Here is an 18,041-nt window from a genome sequence, read left to right on the forward strand (position 1 = left end):
TCTTATTTATTCGAAGGCAAATCCTGGATGGCGCTCATGTTGAGTTGGATTGTAAGTTCGTCACCACCTTGCATCGGCGAAAGGCGTTCCAGACGGCGAGCTTCATTTCTCGTCATAATGCCCGAAGAAGTCATCTTTGAGTAGTATTCGGCTCGTGCCGCACTGTCGCCACGCATCAAGCCCGAAACATTGAATTCAGGAAAAATGATGCCTTTGTCTTTCTGCTCGATCAAGGCTTTCACAATTGCGGCTTCGATCTTCGACAAATATGGCATCAAAGTGAACTGAACGAATGACATGCCTTGCGATTCAATATTTGAGAACGTGGCATGCGACAGGTCACCAATCAAATGCGGCGGCACTCGGAAGATTCTGGCAATCTCTTCAATTGAAAACTTACGTGACTCGATGAACTGCGAATCTTCAGGCGGAATCGTTATTTGTTGCCACTTGAAACCAACAGGCAGCACGTCAATCTTGTGCGCATTATCGAGCCCTTGATTATTGCTATTGAATCTCGCCTTGAATGCCGTGATCTGATCGGCGGTCATGGCCTCAGTTGGGCTGACAAAGCCGGATGGAGTAGCGCCATTGCTGTAGAACCTTGCGCCGTACTCTTCGGCGGCTACAGCCATCCCGAGGGCCTGACGACATGTGCCGATTGGTGAGAGTCCGACGAGGCCATCAAACGAAAACAATTTGATATGGAAGATGTCTTTGGGTTGATATTCTTTGATGCCAGTGGCGGTCGAGATGCGATAAGTGATCTGCTGCTCGATGCATTGGACCGTCATGTTTGCTGGATTGACAGGAATCAGCCCAATTACCTCGACACCAGATCTCACGATGACCGAATATGCATTTCCCCAGGTCGCAAGACTGGCAATCATCGACTCCCAGTACTCGTTGCTCGTCATCCATGCGTTCGGTTCTTGTGAGACAATGTAGTCGAGCTTGTGTTTGATGCGAGATGTGGAATCATCATTGCCACGGCGATAAAAGTGAAGAGGAAGGTTGCCGCCCACTTCAGCCAGCAGTCGAATTGAAGACCAGACCGCCGCAATGCCTAAAGCCGATTCTTCAGTAACCGCTCTGCCGACATTGGTGCTGTAGATGTTCAATCCGGTGAGGGTACGATTGGTCGGCAAAAGACCAAAATAATCCAGAATCTTGATTGCGGCGGATTTAAATGTCATAGTCGGATCGAAACTGGATCAGATAGCCAGTCATCGATGAGATTATTTATCGCCTTTGCTTTTTGGTCGGTGGTATTGCGTTGAGCCCTGTCGAATGCCATGATCGACGCAATCACGCCGTCAATACGTTGATTATTCTGGCGCTTGTTGGATTTGACGACACGGATGTTGTTGTTGGCGTCTTCTTTGATCGTCGAGCACCCAATATTCCATCGCAAGACTGGATTGCCGCCATGAATGATGTTGCCAAGGTAAGCATGTTCTTTCATCGCCTTTGTTGGGTTCGTGAAAGCCATGATTGATTGATTGAAATCCCACGTTTCAATTCCGCCATCTTGAAGTTCTTCGATTACTTCTGCCGCCATAGCACGGTCAACAGCGATTTCAACAAGCTCATACCTTGTTGCAACCTCCAAAATGTGTGAGATGACATACTTGTGCCGCACAACCGGACCAGGGCAAAGGGTGAGATAGCCCTTCTTTGCCCATTCCGTATAAGGAACTCTGTCAAGACGCTCTTTTTCTGCCAGATTCTCAGCAGGCATGAAGAAATGAGGCAAGATGGCATACTTTTCGTCTTCGAGAGGAAAAACCAGCGAAAAGCAGGTCAAATCGTGTTTTTGCGATAGGTCGAGCCCACCGAAACAGCGTTTGCCCGTCAGATCTGGCATCGGTTCGTTGCAGGCGTCCCATCGGTCGAGAGGAATGTACGGCGTCTCAGAGGCCAAGACCCACTGATTGAGGCTCAGCAGGCGGAACCTGAGCATTGCGCCGGGGTCATTTAAAGCGGTCTTGTAGTCATCCTGGAATGTCGAGAGGCGCAGAAAGCCCTTGCCCAGGTCGCAATCCTCATCCGTGGCAAGCGCTGGATTGGCTTGAAACCAGTAATGCTGGTCAGCGATGTCGCAGTCCGCTGGTGCCTCACAAAGGTAGGCGTAGTAGCGGTCATCCGTGATCGTGCCATCTACAACGCCTTTGGCATATTCGTACTGTTGTCGTCCAATGCCAGTGAGGTTGTTGGATGCGGTCGTGATTGAGATAACCAAGGGCTGACGCCGATACTTCATGGACGACACCATGGCGTCGTACAGGTCTCGGGTATCCCAGAAGGCAAGCTCGTCACAGATCACGGCAGAAGCATTCAAGCCGTATGCGGATTGCGCATCGCTCGACATCACCTTCAGTTGGCGGTTGCCGTAAATGATGCGCTTTGTTGAATCAATCACTCGGCAGATCTTGGCAAGTTCTGGATTGGCCCGAACCATACGAGCGGCATACCGATACACCACAGATGCTTGTTCTCGATCACGAGCACAAATGTACACTTGTGCGCCTGCCTCGCCGTCACCTAATAGAAGATACAGCGCCAACATTGCGGTCAGGAATGATTTGGCGTTCTTGCGGGGTAAGAAGATGAGAGCATGGCGATATTGCCGGATTCCATTGTCATCAACAGTTCCAAAAATGGGATTGATGATGTTCTCTATCTGCCAGGGTAGTAGTTTGACACTTGTTCCTGCTGCGGGACCTTCAAAGTGTTGTCCGTACGTCTCGCAGAATTGGATTACTCTATTTGCCCTTTCTTGGTTGAACATTATCGAATGAGATCATTGCGCTTGATTGCGTTGGCTTGATCGTCAGCCTGTTTCATTCGCCTTCTGGATGCTGGAGTCAATCCATATTCTTTTGACAATTGGCGCACTGTTTCTGAGGCGGAATTCACAATGGAAATGAGTGGATTCGGTGCTGGCCAGCCAGTTTTTGCCGACATGACGGTCAAGCCTTGCGTCTGTAATTGCTGCTGTGCGGTCACCATGCGTGAGAAGGCACAACAAAGCGACGTGAGCCCTTGCAAATCCGCATCGGTGAGCTTATCGCCAAGCAATAGAACGATGCGGTTCCATTCGGATGCTGCTAATGGATCGAGATAATCTGGGGCGGGGAATTGTGGTTTGCGCTTTGCCATGTATGTTCATACCCCTTTATTAGTCAGTCCTTGGGGCAGAATTATTTAGCGCTTGTTGATGAGGCGGAGGACGGTCGTGGAGGGGCAGGCAAGGAGAGATTTTGCCCGCCCCTCCATCCAGGAGAGAATTGAACACCATTATCTATACAACGTCGTGTTTTGACTTGCGGTCCATGACGTCTTGCCTGCTCTTCGCACTATGGCAAGAGGCGCATAAACTTTGGAATGGTCCGTGCCAGAACAGATGCTCGTCGCCACGATGCGGAGTGATGTGGTCCACTTGCGTTGCGACAGTGACGATGCCTCGTTCGGCGCAATGCTTGCACAACGGATGCTGTCGTAATTTCTCTGCCCGCAATTGTTTCCATCGTGCGGTCGAATACAGATGATGTCCTGGTCTATCCCACTTCGCTTCTTGTTGTGGATCGTAACTCTTTCGTCGTGATGCGTGGTCGTCACAGTATCCGTTCGTTGCGGCCTTGGGACAGTTACTTATGCGACAGGGTTTCTTGGCTGGCATCTGAAAAACTAAAGGGCAGACCATTAAGGATCTGCCCCAACTCTTACTTCATAATATCGTTGTTATTTATGCGTGCTGATTATCTCACCAAGCAATTCAATCTTGCGCCGTAGTCGTTCGGCATGAGCGGCGAATAGATCATGCCATTCTTGATGTTCGCTATTATCCATGAAGGCAGATGTTCCGTACAGTCGAATATGAAATGCCCATGATTACTGCAATTTGATTCTTCGGGACATCGTAACAATAAAGCAGTTTCACCATTTCTCTTCCCTCTTGGTCGAGCACCGTGCCAGTGCGTGTAGCTACGTGGCGTCCTCGGCTGATGGCGTCCTGTGTGTTGTCCTTGCTGGTGCCAGTGCGGAGGTGGTGAGGATTGCAGCAGAGTCTATTGTCACAAGAGTGCAAGATCATATTCTCTGCCGGGTCGATTCCGTAATAGAGAAAGTAAGCAACTCGTGACGCTTTCCAATTATCATGTTGAATTGAAAATTGTCCGTATCCACCAAATGATGTTGATGCTGTCCAATTCCAGCAATCATTATGTTTGCCGATTTCTACTTTATTCCAAAAGCGACGAATCTGTGGTTTGGTGAGTTCTGGAATTGTGCGAACTCGAAATCCATTATGATGTGTTGTCTTGTTGTTGGTCATACCGTTGTGCCTCCTAACAGCACAACAGTATTTAGATTTTGCTAATATTTCACATTGATGTGTCTAATATGCTCGACACGCCGTGCCGCAACAGATGCGCTTTCAATGCTGCCAAAGCCTCACTGCGCAAGATGCAATAGTTGGCTGATGATATCCGATGTTGTTTCTGATACTGCGCCTGTGTCATGCCATCAATATGCATGATTGCAGAGATGAGATTGTAATAGATCGGTTCGGTCTCTTTGAAGATGGAGAACAAATGATCAATGTAGGCTTCTTTGGATCCGATGAACATACCGACATTTAGCCAACATCAAACACAAGCAATGGTCACGGAGCGCTCTACGATCTGTCCTGATCCGCAAGTCATCAGGACAGTCAGTGTGTACGTGGTGCCGGATGTGAGGCCAGACACCATACACGTTGCAGTGTCGGCAGTGGTTGCCTGCGGTGCCAGCGTGGCAGATGGCGTGATTGTCCATGCGGCATTGGTGATCGTGTCGCCTGCGATGCTTTGGCGGTATGCCAATTTCTCGGTGTCGGCTTGTGTGAAGTAGTTCATGGTTGCTCCTTAGTCCCGGCTTACGGGTCTTGTGTTGGTGATGGTGTTGGATACTTGCTTGGGTGCTCCAATGACTGGTGACATTGCTCTGACCCTGGTGATGACCTGGACACCTGCCAACGAACCAATAAGCGAGCCTTGGGCCATCAGCGCCGCCGCAAGGTGCTTTCTGGTGATGAGCGTGCCAGTCATGCCGGATGTGCCCGCCAATGCGGCTGAGAACAACTGACGACGCACCAGGACACCTGTCATTGACGACGTGCCAGTGAGTGCGCCTGCGATGGGTATGATGGTGCCACCAGCGCCGTACAAGGCTCCTGTCAACGTGCTCGTACCGGACAGACTGGCAGCGATCAGGATGCGCCTGATGAGAGTTCCGGCGAGTGAGCCGGATCCAGACAAATTTGCTGCGAGCAAGGCCCGTCTGGTCAAGGTGCCTGCCATAGTTCCGGACCCTGCGAGATTGGAGGCGAGCTTGATGCGCTTTAGCAGGGTTCCGGCCAAAGTGCCCGAGCCTGCCAGAGAAGCGGCCAGGATAGCTCTGCGAGCCAATGAGCTTGCCAGTGATCCATTTCCGGCCAGGGCGGCACCCAACAAAGCTCGACGTGACAGAGATCCTGTGAAGTTTGAAGAGCCTGTCAACGCACCAGCAATCGCAATCGTGGTTCCCGATGCCGGATCACTCCACAACCATCCTGTGTTGCCGGAAACGTCGGTGCTGTGTGACCCGGCGTACCATGCTGCGGTGCCCGCCGCTGCAATGTCTTGCAACGACATGTAGTCTTCAGCAATTTGTGATGCAGAAGATGTCAGTGTTGCTGCGGTGCCTGCTGTGGTGGTCGAGAGCTTTGCCAAGCTGCCAGCGCTACCATTGCTGGTCACGTTGGCGACTGCGATGGTTTGTCCAGATGTAAGTTTCAGACCATTTGTCAATCCAGCATTCGAGACGGCAAGCGTGCCAATCGTACAAGTGTTCGCATTGTTGACGGTGATGTTATCGCCCGAGAACGTAACTGTGGAATACGTTTTGACGCCAGAATTGGTAAAAGACTTGGCTGTAGTCGTCGTGTTAGACAATACGATATTGGACGTGCCAGCATTCAAAATACCGTTCGACTGCGCATTCCAAATTGTACCAGTACCCGACAATGTTACAGTGCTCGCACCCAGATTGCATATTGCGGCACCACTGGAAGCAATATTCATCGCAGTCAAAACTAACACACTGTAATCATTCGTGGTGAATGTGCCAGAGTTGACATTCAAACTTCGGCCACACGACAATGCATCTTGCAATGACAGTGTTCCGCCAGGAGCATTTAATGTGACAGTTGGAGAAATCTGCAACCCAGCCGTCGTGAGATTATATGAACCACGTCCGTAAAACTGGAGTGTTGTATTGATGTTGGCAACTGACATCGCCGACACGAGGGTTAACGATCCATTTACACACGATATAACACCAGCCGTAAAGGTTAGCGCTGGAGTTCCTGTTGTCCCTGTAAAATCCACATTTGCGCCCATACGGGGCACGTCAACAGTAATGACACGCCCTGCCGGGGTAAAGGCAGATGCCACAACAACATTGTCTTGCGGTAGTGGGACTCGTGATGTCCAGGCATTTGATGACCAAGTTCCTGATGCCGTGCCCGACCATGTTTGTGTTGCTGGTGTAGTGAAAGTGATATTAGAATTTCCGCCAACATCACCACACAATCCCGTAATGGCTGAAGCATCGTACGCTGTGGTCAAAGCAATGTCTTGAAGATCGACGTTGCTCCAGGCCATCGTTGCGCCTGTATTGGTAATGGTACGAGTGCTACCAGTCGCACTGCTCGAAACAAACAGACGATTCAATACAGAGTTTCCTGTAAGTGTCAACGTCCCTGTAACTGTAATGTCACCTGTCAGCGTGAAGCCATCAGTTTTGGCGGCTGTGCCTGTTCTTGTAATGTTTGCGAATGTGCATCCAGGCGCATTTAGTCCAGGCGAAGCACTGCCCGTAATGACTAAACTGAGACCATTCCAATTCTTGCTGGAACCACAGACAATATTTGCACCGCTTGCGGAACAGGTCACAGTAGCAGTATTTGTCGAAACAGTAAGGTTGTTATTGGTTGCTGTTGACCAAGGCGATGTGCCAGTCAATGCAATGGCAGACGAGCCAAGTGATAGAGTTCGAGTGTTGGAATTATTGGACGCAAATCCAGAAGCGGTGACACTTCTATTGTTAGTGTCAAATGTTCCCGCCGTAAGCGTGATCGAACCGCCTGTCACCAGCAAATCATCTTGCAATGTCCACCCGCCAGTACCCAGAAACGTCATATTCCCGAATACCTTGCCTGCCGATGTGAATGTCTTGCCCGTCGATGTGGCATTGAACGACACCGACGACGTTGACGCACTACCCAATGAATAGGTCATGCCAGCAGCCATCGTGAGACTGCCACTGATGACAAGCGATGTTGCGGCAGGATGTGACAGCGTGCCAGTGAAACCCGTACATGTCAGGTCACGACAAACCGACGACGCACTTAGAGTGACTGTGCCAGCGCCAGAAGAACCATCGAGGAACACGTCGTCTGAAGCTGTGGGTACAGACGCACCACCACTGCCGCCACTGGTAGCGCTCCATTTCGTGCCCGCCGTTGCGTCCCAGGTGCCAGTCGAACCGACCCAAAAGCGATTGGCCATGCTTAGTTCTCCTGCTGCTGCTCGTCTTCAGCCGTGACCTGATTGCTCAGTTCCGCCACCATTGCCGCCCAGGTGTCATAGCGGGCTTGTTTGTCGGTTTCCATGCGTTCTGGAGTCACTGACGGCCACTCGTCGAGGGTGTAGTAGAGGGCGTCAGAGTAGTTGCCGACGCTGAACCGGACCTGAATGAGAATCGTGTCCATGCAGGCTCCTATTAGTCGATGGTGACCGTGAGTGTGCCAGACGTGATTTCTGCCGTGTCGCCAGCGCCGTAAGTCTTGCTTGCCGTGGCCGGACCAGTCCATAGACAATTTCCACCTGTAGCGGCATCCCATACACCAAAGTGCGTGACGGAGACGGCAGGCATGCCAGTGAAGAGGACCGTTGCCGAGGACGTGATGACGCCGTTGGTTGGGCCGCTGAATGTCCAGGACTTGCGGCTGTACGATCCGCCAGTGACTTCGGATGTGCCAGTCTCGCCAGGATCGGCGGTATGGAGGGATAGGTAGGATCCGGTCAGATTGTCGGTGAGGATTTTGTTTTCGAGGTAGTTGGAAATGCTCATAGGGTGATGCCTATGAGTTATTTATGTGTGAGAGGAAGGCGGGAATGAGCGGCTGTGATTCGATTGCAGATGTAATCCGTCATCCGACGTCACGAGGGCGTACTCATTCGCCAAAAAGTAGATTCATTGATTGGTTGGTAAGAACAACGGCAATGGTGGTAGAAATACCCGAAGGGCCGAAGGCTAAACGTGGAAGTTATGGAATGCTTAGGGAGTGCTTCGCACCCTTCGGATTCTTTTAATATAATCCCTGACAGGGTTTTTGAATGGTAGCGAGTACTGCTACCACTCGATCACATGTGTCTGACATGGGAATCGCCGGGACTTGATCTTAGCGCCCGAAGCATAGACTCGTTGCTGATAACCCACCCGATGGCCAATCCCGCTCTTCAGCGCCCGTTCTTCCTCTCCAGGTTACTTGGGTTGGTCTTAGTTAGACTAAGACCTTTCAGGACCGTGACAGAATCGCTCTGCTATCCACGGTGGCTGTAGGTACTGCTATTCGCAGCTGTCGGCATCGTTACCCACCTTGCGTCTCGGAGGAGTACATGCCGGGTGGATTTCTCCACCACCCTGCCAAGCGGCTCAATATTGCGCCCTCTTGGACTTTGTTTCACTACCATGTCTGATCCACTATCTATGGCCCAGTGAGACCATCACAGAGCCGGAATCAGATCACATTGTTATATAGACACGCTCAATTGCAAAAAGGCCCCGTACTGGGAGAAAAGTGATGGTATAAGGCGATTTTATGGAATTCAGTTGGCTATAAGCGGGATTTATGCCGATGGTTGATTGGTCAACCTCATCTTCAGAAAACTTGTTCATAGTCGTAAGGGAATGCTGCTGCTGCGTGCCGACATCCTCATTGAGAATAGCGTCGTTTCTGGCTCTGTCAAATTCCCTGTGCGTGTGCGAATGATGTATCTAAGCTCCGGTGACGCACTGAGTTGCAGGATTTGACAGTTTGCGGATCCGTGTGACAATGAAGTTATGCAGAAATACAAATTCGGAATCAACGTGAGACAATCGCAAAGCAAAGAAGGCTATGCCGTAGTGGTGGCAAAAACCGAAGAAGAAGCAAGAGACATTGCCGAGTCAGAAGACATCGATTGGAATTTTGAACCATACGACCACCCGGCCTTGGAAATCAAGGCGGTAACTCCCATCGGACCTTCCGACGAAGACGAAGACGACGAAGACGAAGACGACGAAGACTGACTATTCTTTGCGTTTGAAGTCAAGAAAGCGAAGGGAGTCGGGTTGTAGGGGTAGCAGCATATTGTATCGAGTGACGTAGAAGATGCCGTCTGGACTTCTGTAGTGGATAGTTAAGAGTGCGTTTGTTGGTGGCGATGGGGGACCAAGATGTTCCAGTATCAGAGAGTAGAGAGATTCGTGCCAGCATGTATTGTGCAGCCCATCGAGGAAGCGAATCGATGTTTGAGTGGCATCGCCTTGCTGTACGAGATGTGCTCTTTCAATGACGAAATAGCCTCCCCAGTGTCCGCAATCGCCAGTTTGTACATCCAAGGCTGGTGCTGTGCCGATGTTGCGGAACACAAGTTGTTGGGGTCGGTACGGTTGCGCACTGTCCTCAAATGCCAAAATGATAATTGGGCGGTGTGCATTCTCGGTCTGTCGTTGCGACTCGGCAAGTTGTTTGGCTGCTGCGTCCACCTGTGCTTGAGAGATCTTGATCTGTTCGAGCGCAGTTGCGGCCTGTGTCTGCGCCGCCTTCGTCTGTGCGTTCGCTGCATCAACTTGCTGCTGAGCCGTCCTGCGAAGTCGATAGGTCTCGATTGTGTACACGATTAGAACGATGAGAGTGGCTATAACCGAGATGATGCCGATGTAGTCCCAGGCCCCTTTCTGCTGCGCCTGTGTGAGGCGATCAATGGCTTTCTCAATGGCGGCTGGATCTGGAGCGGCAAATGCAAGTAGAAACATAGTTGTTGCTCAGGATGCAGAGTTGTGTTCTTCTGCGATCAGTCCTTTAACCGTGCCAATGACTTCGCTCTCAAGTTCAGCCACGTTGGGCATTCTGTCAATATGTGATAGTCGACAGAGAAATAGAACTTCTCTTGAATAGCCGTAAAAAACATAAGCATTATAGTAGATGCTTGCTGTCAATGCTGCGAGGACGCCTTGCGTGAATCCATTAAAACCAGTAAAGGTGTGCTGGCTTATGCCGTGAAGTGCATATAACCCTTCCAGGACAAGAGACATCAGCAGAGAAAGCATGAAAACAATGCATAGAGACATAACAACTGCGAGTCTGATTATTCGATGTCTCCAGGCGTTTGGCTTGAGTTCCAGATAGAGGCGATACCGCAATTCGGTAACAATGTGTTGCTGCCGACGATTTGCCCTGGCGGCTGATGTTGTCGCCCACCAATCTTGGAACTTTGGAGTCAGAATATTACTGGCAATACTAAGTGGAATTGCGAGTACCAGACCAGCAATGCCGACAATGTTCACGACAGTTGAAAAGTCCATCGAGGCTCCAATGGCAGAGCCAGCCCGGTGACCGCCAAGCTGGCTCCATATGCTACTTCTTGCCGTATGCCTCTGCCACTGCCTGCTCAGCCTGCGCCAGCACATCAGCAGGCACCTGGACACCCTTCTTTGCGGCCAAACGATCCAGGGCCAGACGTACGCTATCGAGGGCCTGTGCCTTGGTCAGCTTGTTCGTCTTGGCGTAGTTGGTGATGCGGGTGATGCTGGTGGACCAGCGAATAGCGCCCGATTCGGCCTTGGGCCGTTTGGTGCGCCGTGGCGTGGCATCTGACCTCACGAGAACATATGAGTAGCCCAAGTCGTTCAGGGCGTCCACTTCGGCCTGCAACTGCTCGATTGCCTTCTGTAATAGTTGCTGCCGTTTGGCTTCGAGATCTCGTATCTGATCGAGTATGGATGGCATGTGATGAGGATAGCACCGTGGACGAGTGGGGATCTCGTCTGCATCGCCTTCAATGCTGAAGAAGTAGATGTATCATTTGCGCTGAAGAAAGAAGATGTATCTGTGTTGTTGCGAAAGAAGATGTATCTTTATCATTCAGAAAGACTTAATGTGGGCTGACTGTTGACTTTGTCGCAAAAGTGGAAGTATGCTGAAAACATGAAGCACACGGACGACAGCTAAAGAAGGTACTGAATGAGAGAACTATTAAGCAACATGTACGGAGCAAGAAAACGCTTCTCGGCAACATTTGTCCGAGAAGGCAAGAAACGAGCGTACAGAGGTTATGGGTCAAACATGGACGGAACGGATACAACGCTCTTGTTCAAACATGTACGAGAGTATGAATCAGGGCGTATTGTTGCGGACCACCTGTGGTTTAATCTAACAGTCGCATTCAATCAGCTAAACGACGGAATGGGCCTATTCGACGGTGAAATCGTCAGCTTCGACGCCAGAGTTGACAGCTACGTCAAGGGCTATCGCCGGGAGGGTTTCGACTACAAACTGTCACGCCCGACCAAAGTAGTTGCTCATAGCTGTCCTGACTGGGAAGATTACGACGGTCCCGAGCATTCAAGGACGATAGCCGAAAACGGAGTGCAGGCTCCTGGAGTAGTTGGTCGTCAGTGAGGGATGCACTCTGACGAGTGATGCAAAATGAAATAGAAGGGAGAAAGCGATGAGCCGGAAAACAATTTGTTCGTCAACACCTGAAACGTGACGAAGAAGAGATGTGAGATTGAGGCCGCAAAGATGCGAGCCAAGTATAGCGAAGGGCAGGGAAGCCCGCCTCTCGCAACATCAACCAGTTCGACGAGCAACCTTGCTGTCATGCAGTGCTCCGAGCGGCACTACACGGTGCGAGAGATTGCTGAGTTGTGGAATATTTCCTATGACACGGTTCGTCGAATGTTCGTCAACGAACCCGGTGTGTTGGATGTGTCTGCCAACCCTCACGGCAGAAGCAGCCGATATAAGCGCAGTCACCGCACGATCATGATTCCGGAGTCGGTGGTTGTGCGAGTGTACAAGCGCCGACAGAATCCAGCCGCATGACGACAGAGCCAACCACGACGGTTGGCTCGTTCTGTTTAGGTGGTCAGTGAGTTGGTGAGCTTGTCGTTGCTCCAGAAATCCGTGAGATGGGATTCCAGCCGTGCTTGTCGGCGACGATCCCATTTGCTGTAGTGCTCTCTCACCGTCTCCAGCTTGTCCCCCAGCAATTCTGCAATCTCCTCCATCGGGACTGGATTGTTAGCCGTCAGGAGATCACGAACAAGCGTATGCCGGAACATGTGCGGCACGGCCTCAGACACTTTGACGAGTTCTGGGGAATCCTTCAGAACTCCACCCGATCTGCGGACCTTCTCCACCTCAACGATTCTCACACCCGCCAGCACGAAGAGTCGTTGCAGGCGTGCGCCCCACTTGCTGGTGCGAGTGTGGATTTTGCCGTTGCCAGTCCAGAAAAAGTACCTGTCGCTGTCATGTGGCGCAGCGTTCAAAATGTGAATGACGAAGGGCGGGACAGCAGCGAAGACCTCCTCGTTGGTCTTCTTGCGGTAGGTCATGATGCGGTTTCCCTGGACGTGCGCCTTCTCCAGCTTGGCAACGTCGCCAATGGACAGCCCGGTGTAGCGCATCACATAGACGAAGGCTTTGGTCTGATCGGCGATGGCTTGACCCTTGCGCCCGTATTCGTCCGTGAGTTCAGACAGCGCTGCAAAGATGCGGCGCATCTCTTCGGGTTCGAATGGGTCTGTCTGTGGCCTTGTCTTCGGGATCGGTGAGAGTTTGGCGGCAGGATTCTTGACGATGTAGTCGGCATCGACACAGAAGCCGAAGAACCCCTTGATGATTCCCTGGTCCCGGCGCTGCGTTGTGTTCTTGCCTGTCCAGGTAGCCCGGAAGTTCACCAAGTCTACAAGGGTGACCTCTTCCACTGCCGTTCGCTTTTGAAGTTCCATGTAGGCCGCAAGGCGACGCAAAATTAGAACGTACTTGTCGTCGCTGCTTATCCCTGACTTGGATTTCAGGAATGTGGCGATTGCGTCCTGAAGAGACACCTTTGGTGCTTGCTGCTGGTTTGGTGGCTTGGGGAGTTCGAGTTCCCGGATGATCTCGACCGCCCGTCCCCAGTCACGAACGCCTGAACCTGTGGCCGGGTCGATCAAAGCTTGCGGTTTGCGCCGTTGCCCCTGTCCGTCGATGCCCTCGAAGTGGATCGGGCACTTCGGCTTGGAAGGGCATTCCTTAGAGCGAGTGCCAGCGAGAGAGCACCCTGTGTTGTCCTTCTTGTTCCCGAGGTGACGGCGGAAGAGGTTCAGCATGGAGTGATTCTATCACCCCATGCCTTACGTGTATCTTACGTGATGTCTGCTTTGCTTCTAAGTTACTGAAAACAAAGGAAATAAATTGGTGGAGGCGGCGGGAGTTGAACCCGCGTCCGAAATGGCCCGCCATGACAAGAACTACGTGCGTTTCCGATTCAGTTTCTCGACCGTACTCTCAGAACCGGCAAGAAGAGACACGGCCCAGCCTGATTGATCTCGACTTACAGCCTCAGGTGGCGGCTTACAGCCTATCCTGCAAAATGACGCTCGGCCCGCAACGCGCAGGCTCATTGCGGCGAGCGGCTACCTAAATTTTAGGCAGCGTATGCAAATTGCTGATTGGCAATTTTGGTTTTCCGATCGTTTTACGGGAGCTCGGAACCCGGCACGCCTCATCACAACGAAATCATCCCGTCGAAGCCGTTACGCCCCCCTCGTATTCCTACGACTCCAGGATAGCACCCGGGTCAATGGACTACATTCGCACCAGGTTCCCCGTTGTCACGCAACGGATGCCGGTGCCTGCCCACAGGCAGGACCCAAGCGTGCGAGACTAGTTAGTCGAACATGGCTTTCGCTGCGCCCACTCCGGGTACGGAGTCGAGCGAACAAGAAAAACAGGATCTGGTTCCTCTGTGGAACGTCGTGCTGCTCGACGACGACGATCACACGTATGACTACGTGATTGAGATGCTTTGCCGTCTCTTCTTCAAGACAGTCGAAGAAGCCTACGGGAACGCCGTCGAGGTGGATTCCACCGGCCGCACCATTGTCATGACCTGCGACAAGCCGGCCGCCGAGTTTGCCCGCGATCAGATTCACGGCTATGGGGCTGACTGGCGCATGCCCAACTGCAAGGGCTCCATGTCCGCGATTCTTGAACCGGTCGCCTGACGGGGCCGAGATTCCTAGAAAAGATATTTGAGGCCGAATTGGATCAGCCTCGGCGCGACGGACGACTGCGTGATCACGCCGAAACCGGCGGTGCCCAGCGTTGTGCCGGGGTTTGAGAACTGCGGATGGTTCATCGCGTTGTAGAACTCGACGCGGAAGGCCAGTTCGCCGTCCTCGCGCAGGCCGCCGACTCGGGTTCGCTTGCCCAGCGAGAAGTCGGTATTCACCTGGCTGGGTCCGTTCATGATGCTCTGGCCGGTTGTGCCGTAGCCGGTGGCTCCGTCCTCGCCCACGACCGCCGCCGGACAGATCGCGCTGGCATCGATCCAGCGGCCCAGGCGTTGGGTGATGCCGCCCTCGGTGACGAGTTGAGCGTAACTGGCGCCTGGGCAAAGGGTGACGGTGGAGGTGCCGGCGCGGCCGTAGACGGCTCCGCCGGTGGGGTCGGTCAGGGTCATGGGCAGGCCGCTTTGGACGATGAAGATGCCGGAGAGCGACCAGCCGTGGAGGAGACCGCCGCGCAGGCCGTGGGCTTTGGTGAACGCGGGCAGGGTGTAGTCGAAGTTGCCGATGAGGCGGTGTGTTCGATCGAACGAGGTGCGCGCCTTCGCCAGGGACAGGTTGTTCTGGTCGTTCATGACCGTGGTATTGCTCAGCGCCTTCGACAGCGTGTAGGCCGCCTGGAAAGTGAGGCCGTGTGACGAGCGCCCGCGTAGCGTGGCCTGCATGCTGTGATACCAGGATCTGGCCCCAAATTCGCTGGATAGCAGCGCGGTGGGATTCTCGCCAAGGATGGGCACGCGCTGCTTGGCGTTGCGCGAGGTGTTGGTGGTGATGCAGTGGGAGGAGTCGCCGTCGTAGCCGCAATTCACCGGCTTGGCGGTGCTGGCCAGCAGCGGCTGGTTGAGGCCGTGGGCGAACAGCACGTCGGCGGCTTGTGAGCCGACATAGGCGAGATCCAGCGACATGGCCTGGTTCAGCTTCAGTTTGAGGCTGGTGTTCCACTGCTGCAGGCGGGGCAGGCGGTAGTCTGGTCCGGCGACGCGGTCAGAGAGCTGGGACGTGGGTGTACGCAGCACGTAGCCCAGGGTGGTTTGCGGGAACGGCTGCTGGAATGTCGACTGGCTGTTGCTGGCGTCGGTGTTTGTGAAGCTCTGGGCAAAGGGCGGGGCAGTGAAGAGTGGGGCAGCGCCGGCGTTGCCGCTGAAGATGGGGGTCTGGTAGAACCAGCCGTAGCCGCCACCCACGACCATGCGGCCGGACGAACCGAGGGGCTGCCAGGCGAAGCCCAGCCGCGGGGCGAAGCGGTCGCGCGGCGTGCCGTTGCTGTAAAAGCTGCTGTTGGCGCGGATGGTGACGCCTTGCGGCGGTGCTCCAAACGGCTGGCCGGTGTAGGGGTTCATCAGGTTGGGGTCGTAGTTGGCCGCGACGGTGTTGCCGGCCAGCGTACCGGCCAGCGGTGGTACGGCGGACTTCCGCAACTCGGCCATGGACATGTTGCCGATGGTGCCGGCGGTGTCGTAGGAGGGGCCGATGAACTCCCAGCGCAAGCCGAAGTTGAGCGTGAAGCGCGGGCTGAACTTGATGTCGTCCTGGAGATAGCCAGAGGCGTACTGCCGGCGGTAACGGTATTCGACCTCGCCATTGGCGCCGACGCCCTCGCTGGCCTGCACGGTCTGGATATTGCTGCGGCCGGCGGGGCTCAGGTTCTCGGAAGCGCTGAGACCCAGCAGGAAATCGGTAAAGGTCTGGAACGTGATCTTGCCCCGGGCGCCGCCGGTGTCGGCCCGGCCATTGTACTGGTTTAGGTAAGATCCGCCGAGGCGCACCCGTTGGCGGCCGTGTACCCAGGAGAGGTTGTCGGCCAGGGAGTAAGTCACGGTCTCGAAGTGGTTGTCGTTGGGGTTGGTGCCGAACAGGCGAAACGTGCCGAGCGCGCCGAGCACAGTGATTTCGGGCGGATGGGGGAAGAGGGCGTCCACGGCCTTCATGCCGAAATCGGAGGCCAGGGGAAAGCCTCCGCCGGTGGCGTCGGTGTTGTTGCGGGTGAATGCGAGGCTGGCTTCGTTGACCAGATTGGCGGTCAGGTTCGAGGTGATGCGCCCGCTGGTGGCAATGTCGGTTGCCTTCAGAATCTGATTGGCGCCCCAGCCGGGCACGACAGGGGCTCCGGGGTAGCCGCCCGGCGAGCCGAAGCTGCGGAGTTGATCGACCGTGGCGGCGAACAGGCGGCCGGAGAAGGTATTCACCGGCGAGAGAACGTAGTCTGTGTTGCCGAGGAAGTGGTTTTCGTTGTACTTCGAAGGCATGCTGTAGGCGGAGAAGCCGAGGCCCGCGTTGGCGCCGGAGGAGAGGATGGTTTGGGGAATGGGGATGAGGTACGAACCGTCGGCGGCTTTCGCCTGGAGCAGGCTGAGGGCGGTGGGGTGGATGGCGGCGGTGGTGGCCGTGTTGCGGTTTTCGCAATCGAGTTGCCGGCCTCCGGCGAAGGTGAGGTAGGCTGCGGCGCCGGGGTGATTGCCGGGGCAGAAACGGGCGGCGATTGTCGAGGCGGAGCGGTCGGCGCCGAGATTGGGCAGGATCAGGTTGGCGACGGAAGTGGGGTCGAGCCCATTGATCTGGCGTGTGCCCTGATAGGAGCCGAAGAAGAACCATTTGTTGCGAAGGATGGGCCCGCCGAGTGTGGCGCCGAACTGGTTCTGCTTCAGGTTCGGTTTCGGTTGCCCGGTGGAGTTGCGGAAGAAGGCATTGGCGTTGAAGATGTCGTTGCGGAGGAACTCCCAGAGGTTGCCGTGGTATTCGTTCTCGCCGCGGCGGGTAACGAGGTTGGTGTTGGGCACCATGGCGCCGAAGCCGGCGTCATATTGGGATGTTTGGATTTTGAACTCCGAAATTGTATCCGGATTCGGTACCGTGCTGGGGGAGTAGGCCCCGTCAATTGTGTACGCGCCGGCCGTGGTGTTGCCGTTGATATTCACGCTGGAGGTGCCGCGGCCCAGTGTACCTGCGTTGTTCACGTCTGCCGCCGAGCCGGATGACATCGAGAGCACCTGGGTGAAGTTGCGGGTATTCAAGGGGACCGCGGTGATGGTTTTCTGATCGATCAACGTGCCTGTGGAGGGCGCGGCTGCCGTCACTTTGCAGTGGCAGTCCATCGATTCGGCCGGACTGCCGGGTTCGAGGGTGGCTTCGAGGACCGGCACTTCGGAGACGCTGATGGCCATCTGAGCCATGCGGGCTGTTTTGAAGCCGGTGGTGGCGAAGGTGATCTCGTAGGTAGCGGGTTCGAGCTGTGCGAAACGGAAGCTGCCTTTTTCGTCGGTGGTCGCGGTGTGTGACTGGTCGGTTGCCGGGTTGTGGACCGTGATCGAGGCGTTGGGCACAGGAGCGCCCGCGGCATCGAGCACCGTGCCTTCCAGGGCTCCTGTGGAGCCGGACTGCGCGCGCAGGAGAGTGCAGGTGAGGAGGAGCAGGGCGAGACGCCAACGGGGATCAGACACAGCGGAGACAGGACCTTTCTGCCAATGACGGGGCGGCTTCAGGGTTCGTGGGCGGCCTCGTGTCCCTGAAGCCGGATTCTATCACGCTATGATGCTGCAGCCGCCGGACGCGTTGGCCTGATTTCGTCCAGACATCTGGACAATCCACAATGCTGGTTTGATGCGGCCCGCAATGCGCTTGATAATCAACGT

At 54.3% G+C, this 18,041-nt stretch carries 18 protein-coding genes and 1 other RNA gene; 3 read left to right on the plus strand and 16 right to left on the minus strand.

Features of this window, described 5'->3' with window-relative positions:
• Positions 1 to 2: 2 nt before the first annotated feature.
• The 10 genes from ACR9Y2_RS20295 to ACR9Y2_RS20340 all read right to left on the minus strand — a co-directional run bounded on the left by ACR9Y2_RS20295 (position 3) and on the right by ACR9Y2_RS20340 (position 8,157).
• Positions 3 to 1,196 (minus strand): phage portal protein, encoded by a 1,194-nt coding sequence (locus ACR9Y2_RS20295; protein WP_435043461.1) that lies wholly within the window; start codon positions 1,194 to 1,196, stop codon positions 3 to 5.
• Entirely contained in the window at positions 1,193 to 2,791 is a 1,599-nt protein-coding gene (locus ACR9Y2_RS20300) for a terminase large subunit (RefSeq protein ID WP_435043463.1), read from the minus strand. Before ACR9Y2_RS20300 ends, ACR9Y2_RS20295 begins: the two co-directional genes overlap by 4 nt.
• Positions 2,791 to 3,162, minus strand: coding sequence for a phage terminase small subunit P27 family (locus ACR9Y2_RS20305; protein WP_435043465.1), 372 nt, complete (start codon positions 3,160 to 3,162; stop codon positions 2,791 to 2,793). The genes ACR9Y2_RS20300 and ACR9Y2_RS20305 overlap by 1 nt, the downstream gene beginning before the upstream one ends.
• A gap of 142 nt (positions 3,163 to 3,304) precedes the next feature.
• Positions 3,305 to 3,706 carry an HNH endonuclease gene (locus ACR9Y2_RS20310; RefSeq protein WP_435043466.1) on the minus strand — a complete coding sequence of 134 codons (402 nt, stop codon included), beginning with the start codon at positions 3,704 to 3,706 and terminating at the stop codon, positions 3,305 to 3,307.
• A gap of 138 nt (positions 3,707 to 3,844) precedes the next feature.
• Positions 3,845 to 4,336 carry an HNH endonuclease gene (locus tag ACR9Y2_RS20315; RefSeq protein WP_435043468.1) on the minus strand — a complete coding sequence of 164 codons (492 nt, stop codon included), beginning with the start codon at positions 4,334 to 4,336 and terminating at the stop codon, positions 3,845 to 3,847.
• Between the two features lie 49 nt (positions 4,337 to 4,385).
• Positions 4,386 to 4,631 carry a hypothetical protein gene (locus ACR9Y2_RS20320; RefSeq protein WP_435043470.1) on the minus strand — a complete coding sequence of 82 codons (246 nt, stop codon included), beginning with the start codon at positions 4,629 to 4,631 and terminating at the stop codon, positions 4,386 to 4,388.
• 18 nt (positions 4,632 to 4,649) lie between these two features.
• On the minus strand, positions 4,650 to 4,898 hold the full coding sequence (locus ACR9Y2_RS20325; RefSeq protein WP_435043471.1) for a phage fiber-tail adaptor protein: 249 nt from the start codon (positions 4,896 to 4,898) through the stop codon (positions 4,650 to 4,652).
• A 9-nt stretch (positions 4,899 to 4,907) separates the two neighbouring features.
• Complete coding sequence (locus ACR9Y2_RS20330) at positions 4,908 to 7,592, minus strand: beta strand repeat-containing protein (RefSeq protein WP_435043473.1); 2,685 nt, start codon at positions 7,590 to 7,592, stop codon at positions 4,908 to 4,910.
• Between the two features lie 2 nt (positions 7,593 to 7,594).
• The gene (locus tag ACR9Y2_RS20335; RefSeq protein ID WP_435043475.1) at positions 7,595 to 7,795 is read right to left on the minus strand and encodes a hypothetical protein; all 201 of its coding nucleotides are present in this window, start codon (positions 7,793 to 7,795) and stop codon (positions 7,595 to 7,597) included.
• An 11-nt stretch (positions 7,796 to 7,806) separates the two neighbouring features.
• Positions 7,807 to 8,157: a phage tail fiber protein gene (locus ACR9Y2_RS20340; protein ID WP_435043476.1), complete on the minus strand. Its 351-nt coding sequence runs from the start codon at positions 8,155 to 8,157 to the stop codon at positions 7,807 to 7,809.
• 993 nt (positions 8,158 to 9,150) lie between these two features.
• Here ACR9Y2_RS20340 and ACR9Y2_RS20345 point away from each other — a divergent pair.
• Positions 9,151 to 9,378, plus strand: a complete 228-nt coding sequence (locus ACR9Y2_RS20345; protein ID WP_435043478.1) for a hypothetical protein — start codon at positions 9,151 to 9,153, stop codon at positions 9,376 to 9,378.
• Here ACR9Y2_RS20345 and ACR9Y2_RS20350 read toward each other — a convergent pair whose 3' ends face one another.
• The 3 genes from ACR9Y2_RS20350 to ACR9Y2_RS20360 are packed head-to-tail and all read right to left on the minus strand — an operon-like array spanning position 9,379 to position 11,080.
• Positions 9,379 to 10,107 carry a hypothetical protein gene (locus tag ACR9Y2_RS20350; RefSeq protein ID WP_435043479.1) on the minus strand — a complete coding sequence of 243 codons (729 nt, stop codon included), beginning with the start codon at positions 10,105 to 10,107 and terminating at the stop codon, positions 9,379 to 9,381.
• Between the two features lie 9 nt (positions 10,108 to 10,116).
• Positions 10,117 to 10,656 (minus strand): hypothetical protein, encoded by a 540-nt coding sequence (locus ACR9Y2_RS20355; protein ID WP_435043480.1) that lies wholly within the window; start codon positions 10,654 to 10,656, stop codon positions 10,117 to 10,119.
• A gap of 52 nt (positions 10,657 to 10,708) precedes the next feature.
• Complete coding sequence (locus ACR9Y2_RS20360) at positions 10,709 to 11,080, minus strand: hypothetical protein (protein ID WP_435043481.1); 372 nt, start codon at positions 11,078 to 11,080, stop codon at positions 10,709 to 10,711.
• A gap of 234 nt (positions 11,081 to 11,314) precedes the next feature.
• Between ACR9Y2_RS20360 and ACR9Y2_RS20365 the strand changes: the two genes are divergently transcribed.
• Positions 11,315 to 11,752, plus strand: a complete 438-nt coding sequence (locus ACR9Y2_RS20365; RefSeq protein ID WP_435043483.1) for a hypothetical protein — start codon at positions 11,315 to 11,317, stop codon at positions 11,750 to 11,752.
• A 461-nt stretch (positions 11,753 to 12,213) separates the two neighbouring features.
• Here ACR9Y2_RS20365 and ACR9Y2_RS20370 read toward each other — a convergent pair whose 3' ends face one another.
• Together ACR9Y2_RS20370 and ssrA are read right to left on the minus strand one after the other, a co-directional pair.
• On the minus strand, positions 12,214 to 13,452 hold the full coding sequence (locus ACR9Y2_RS20370; protein WP_435043484.1) for a tyrosine-type recombinase/integrase: 1,239 nt from the start codon (positions 13,450 to 13,452) through the stop codon (positions 12,214 to 12,216).
• Positions 13,453 to 13,538: 86 nt separating this feature from the next.
• Positions 13,539 to 13,888: a transfer-messenger RNA gene (ssrA, locus tag ACR9Y2_RS20375) on the minus strand.
• A 134-nt stretch (positions 13,889 to 14,022) separates the two neighbouring features.
• Here ssrA and ACR9Y2_RS20380 point away from each other — a divergent pair.
• Positions 14,023 to 14,349, plus strand: a complete 327-nt coding sequence (locus ACR9Y2_RS20380) for an ATP-dependent Clp protease adaptor ClpS (RefSeq protein ID WP_194450063.1) — start codon at positions 14,023 to 14,025, stop codon at positions 14,347 to 14,349.
• A 14-nt stretch (positions 14,350 to 14,363) separates the two neighbouring features.
• Here the strand turns inward: ACR9Y2_RS20380 and ACR9Y2_RS20385 are convergent, their stop codons facing one another.
• On the minus strand, positions 14,364 to 17,849 hold the full coding sequence (locus ACR9Y2_RS20385) for a carboxypeptidase regulatory-like domain-containing protein (RefSeq protein WP_435043485.1): 3,486 nt from the start codon (positions 17,847 to 17,849) through the stop codon (positions 14,364 to 14,366).
• Between the last annotated feature and the right edge of the window lie 192 nt (positions 17,850 to 18,041).

The organism is Paludibaculum fermentans, assembly GCF_051172195.1.
Lineage (GTDB): Bacteria > Acidobacteriota > Terriglobia > Bryobacterales > Bryobacteraceae > Paludibaculum > Paludibaculum fermentans_A.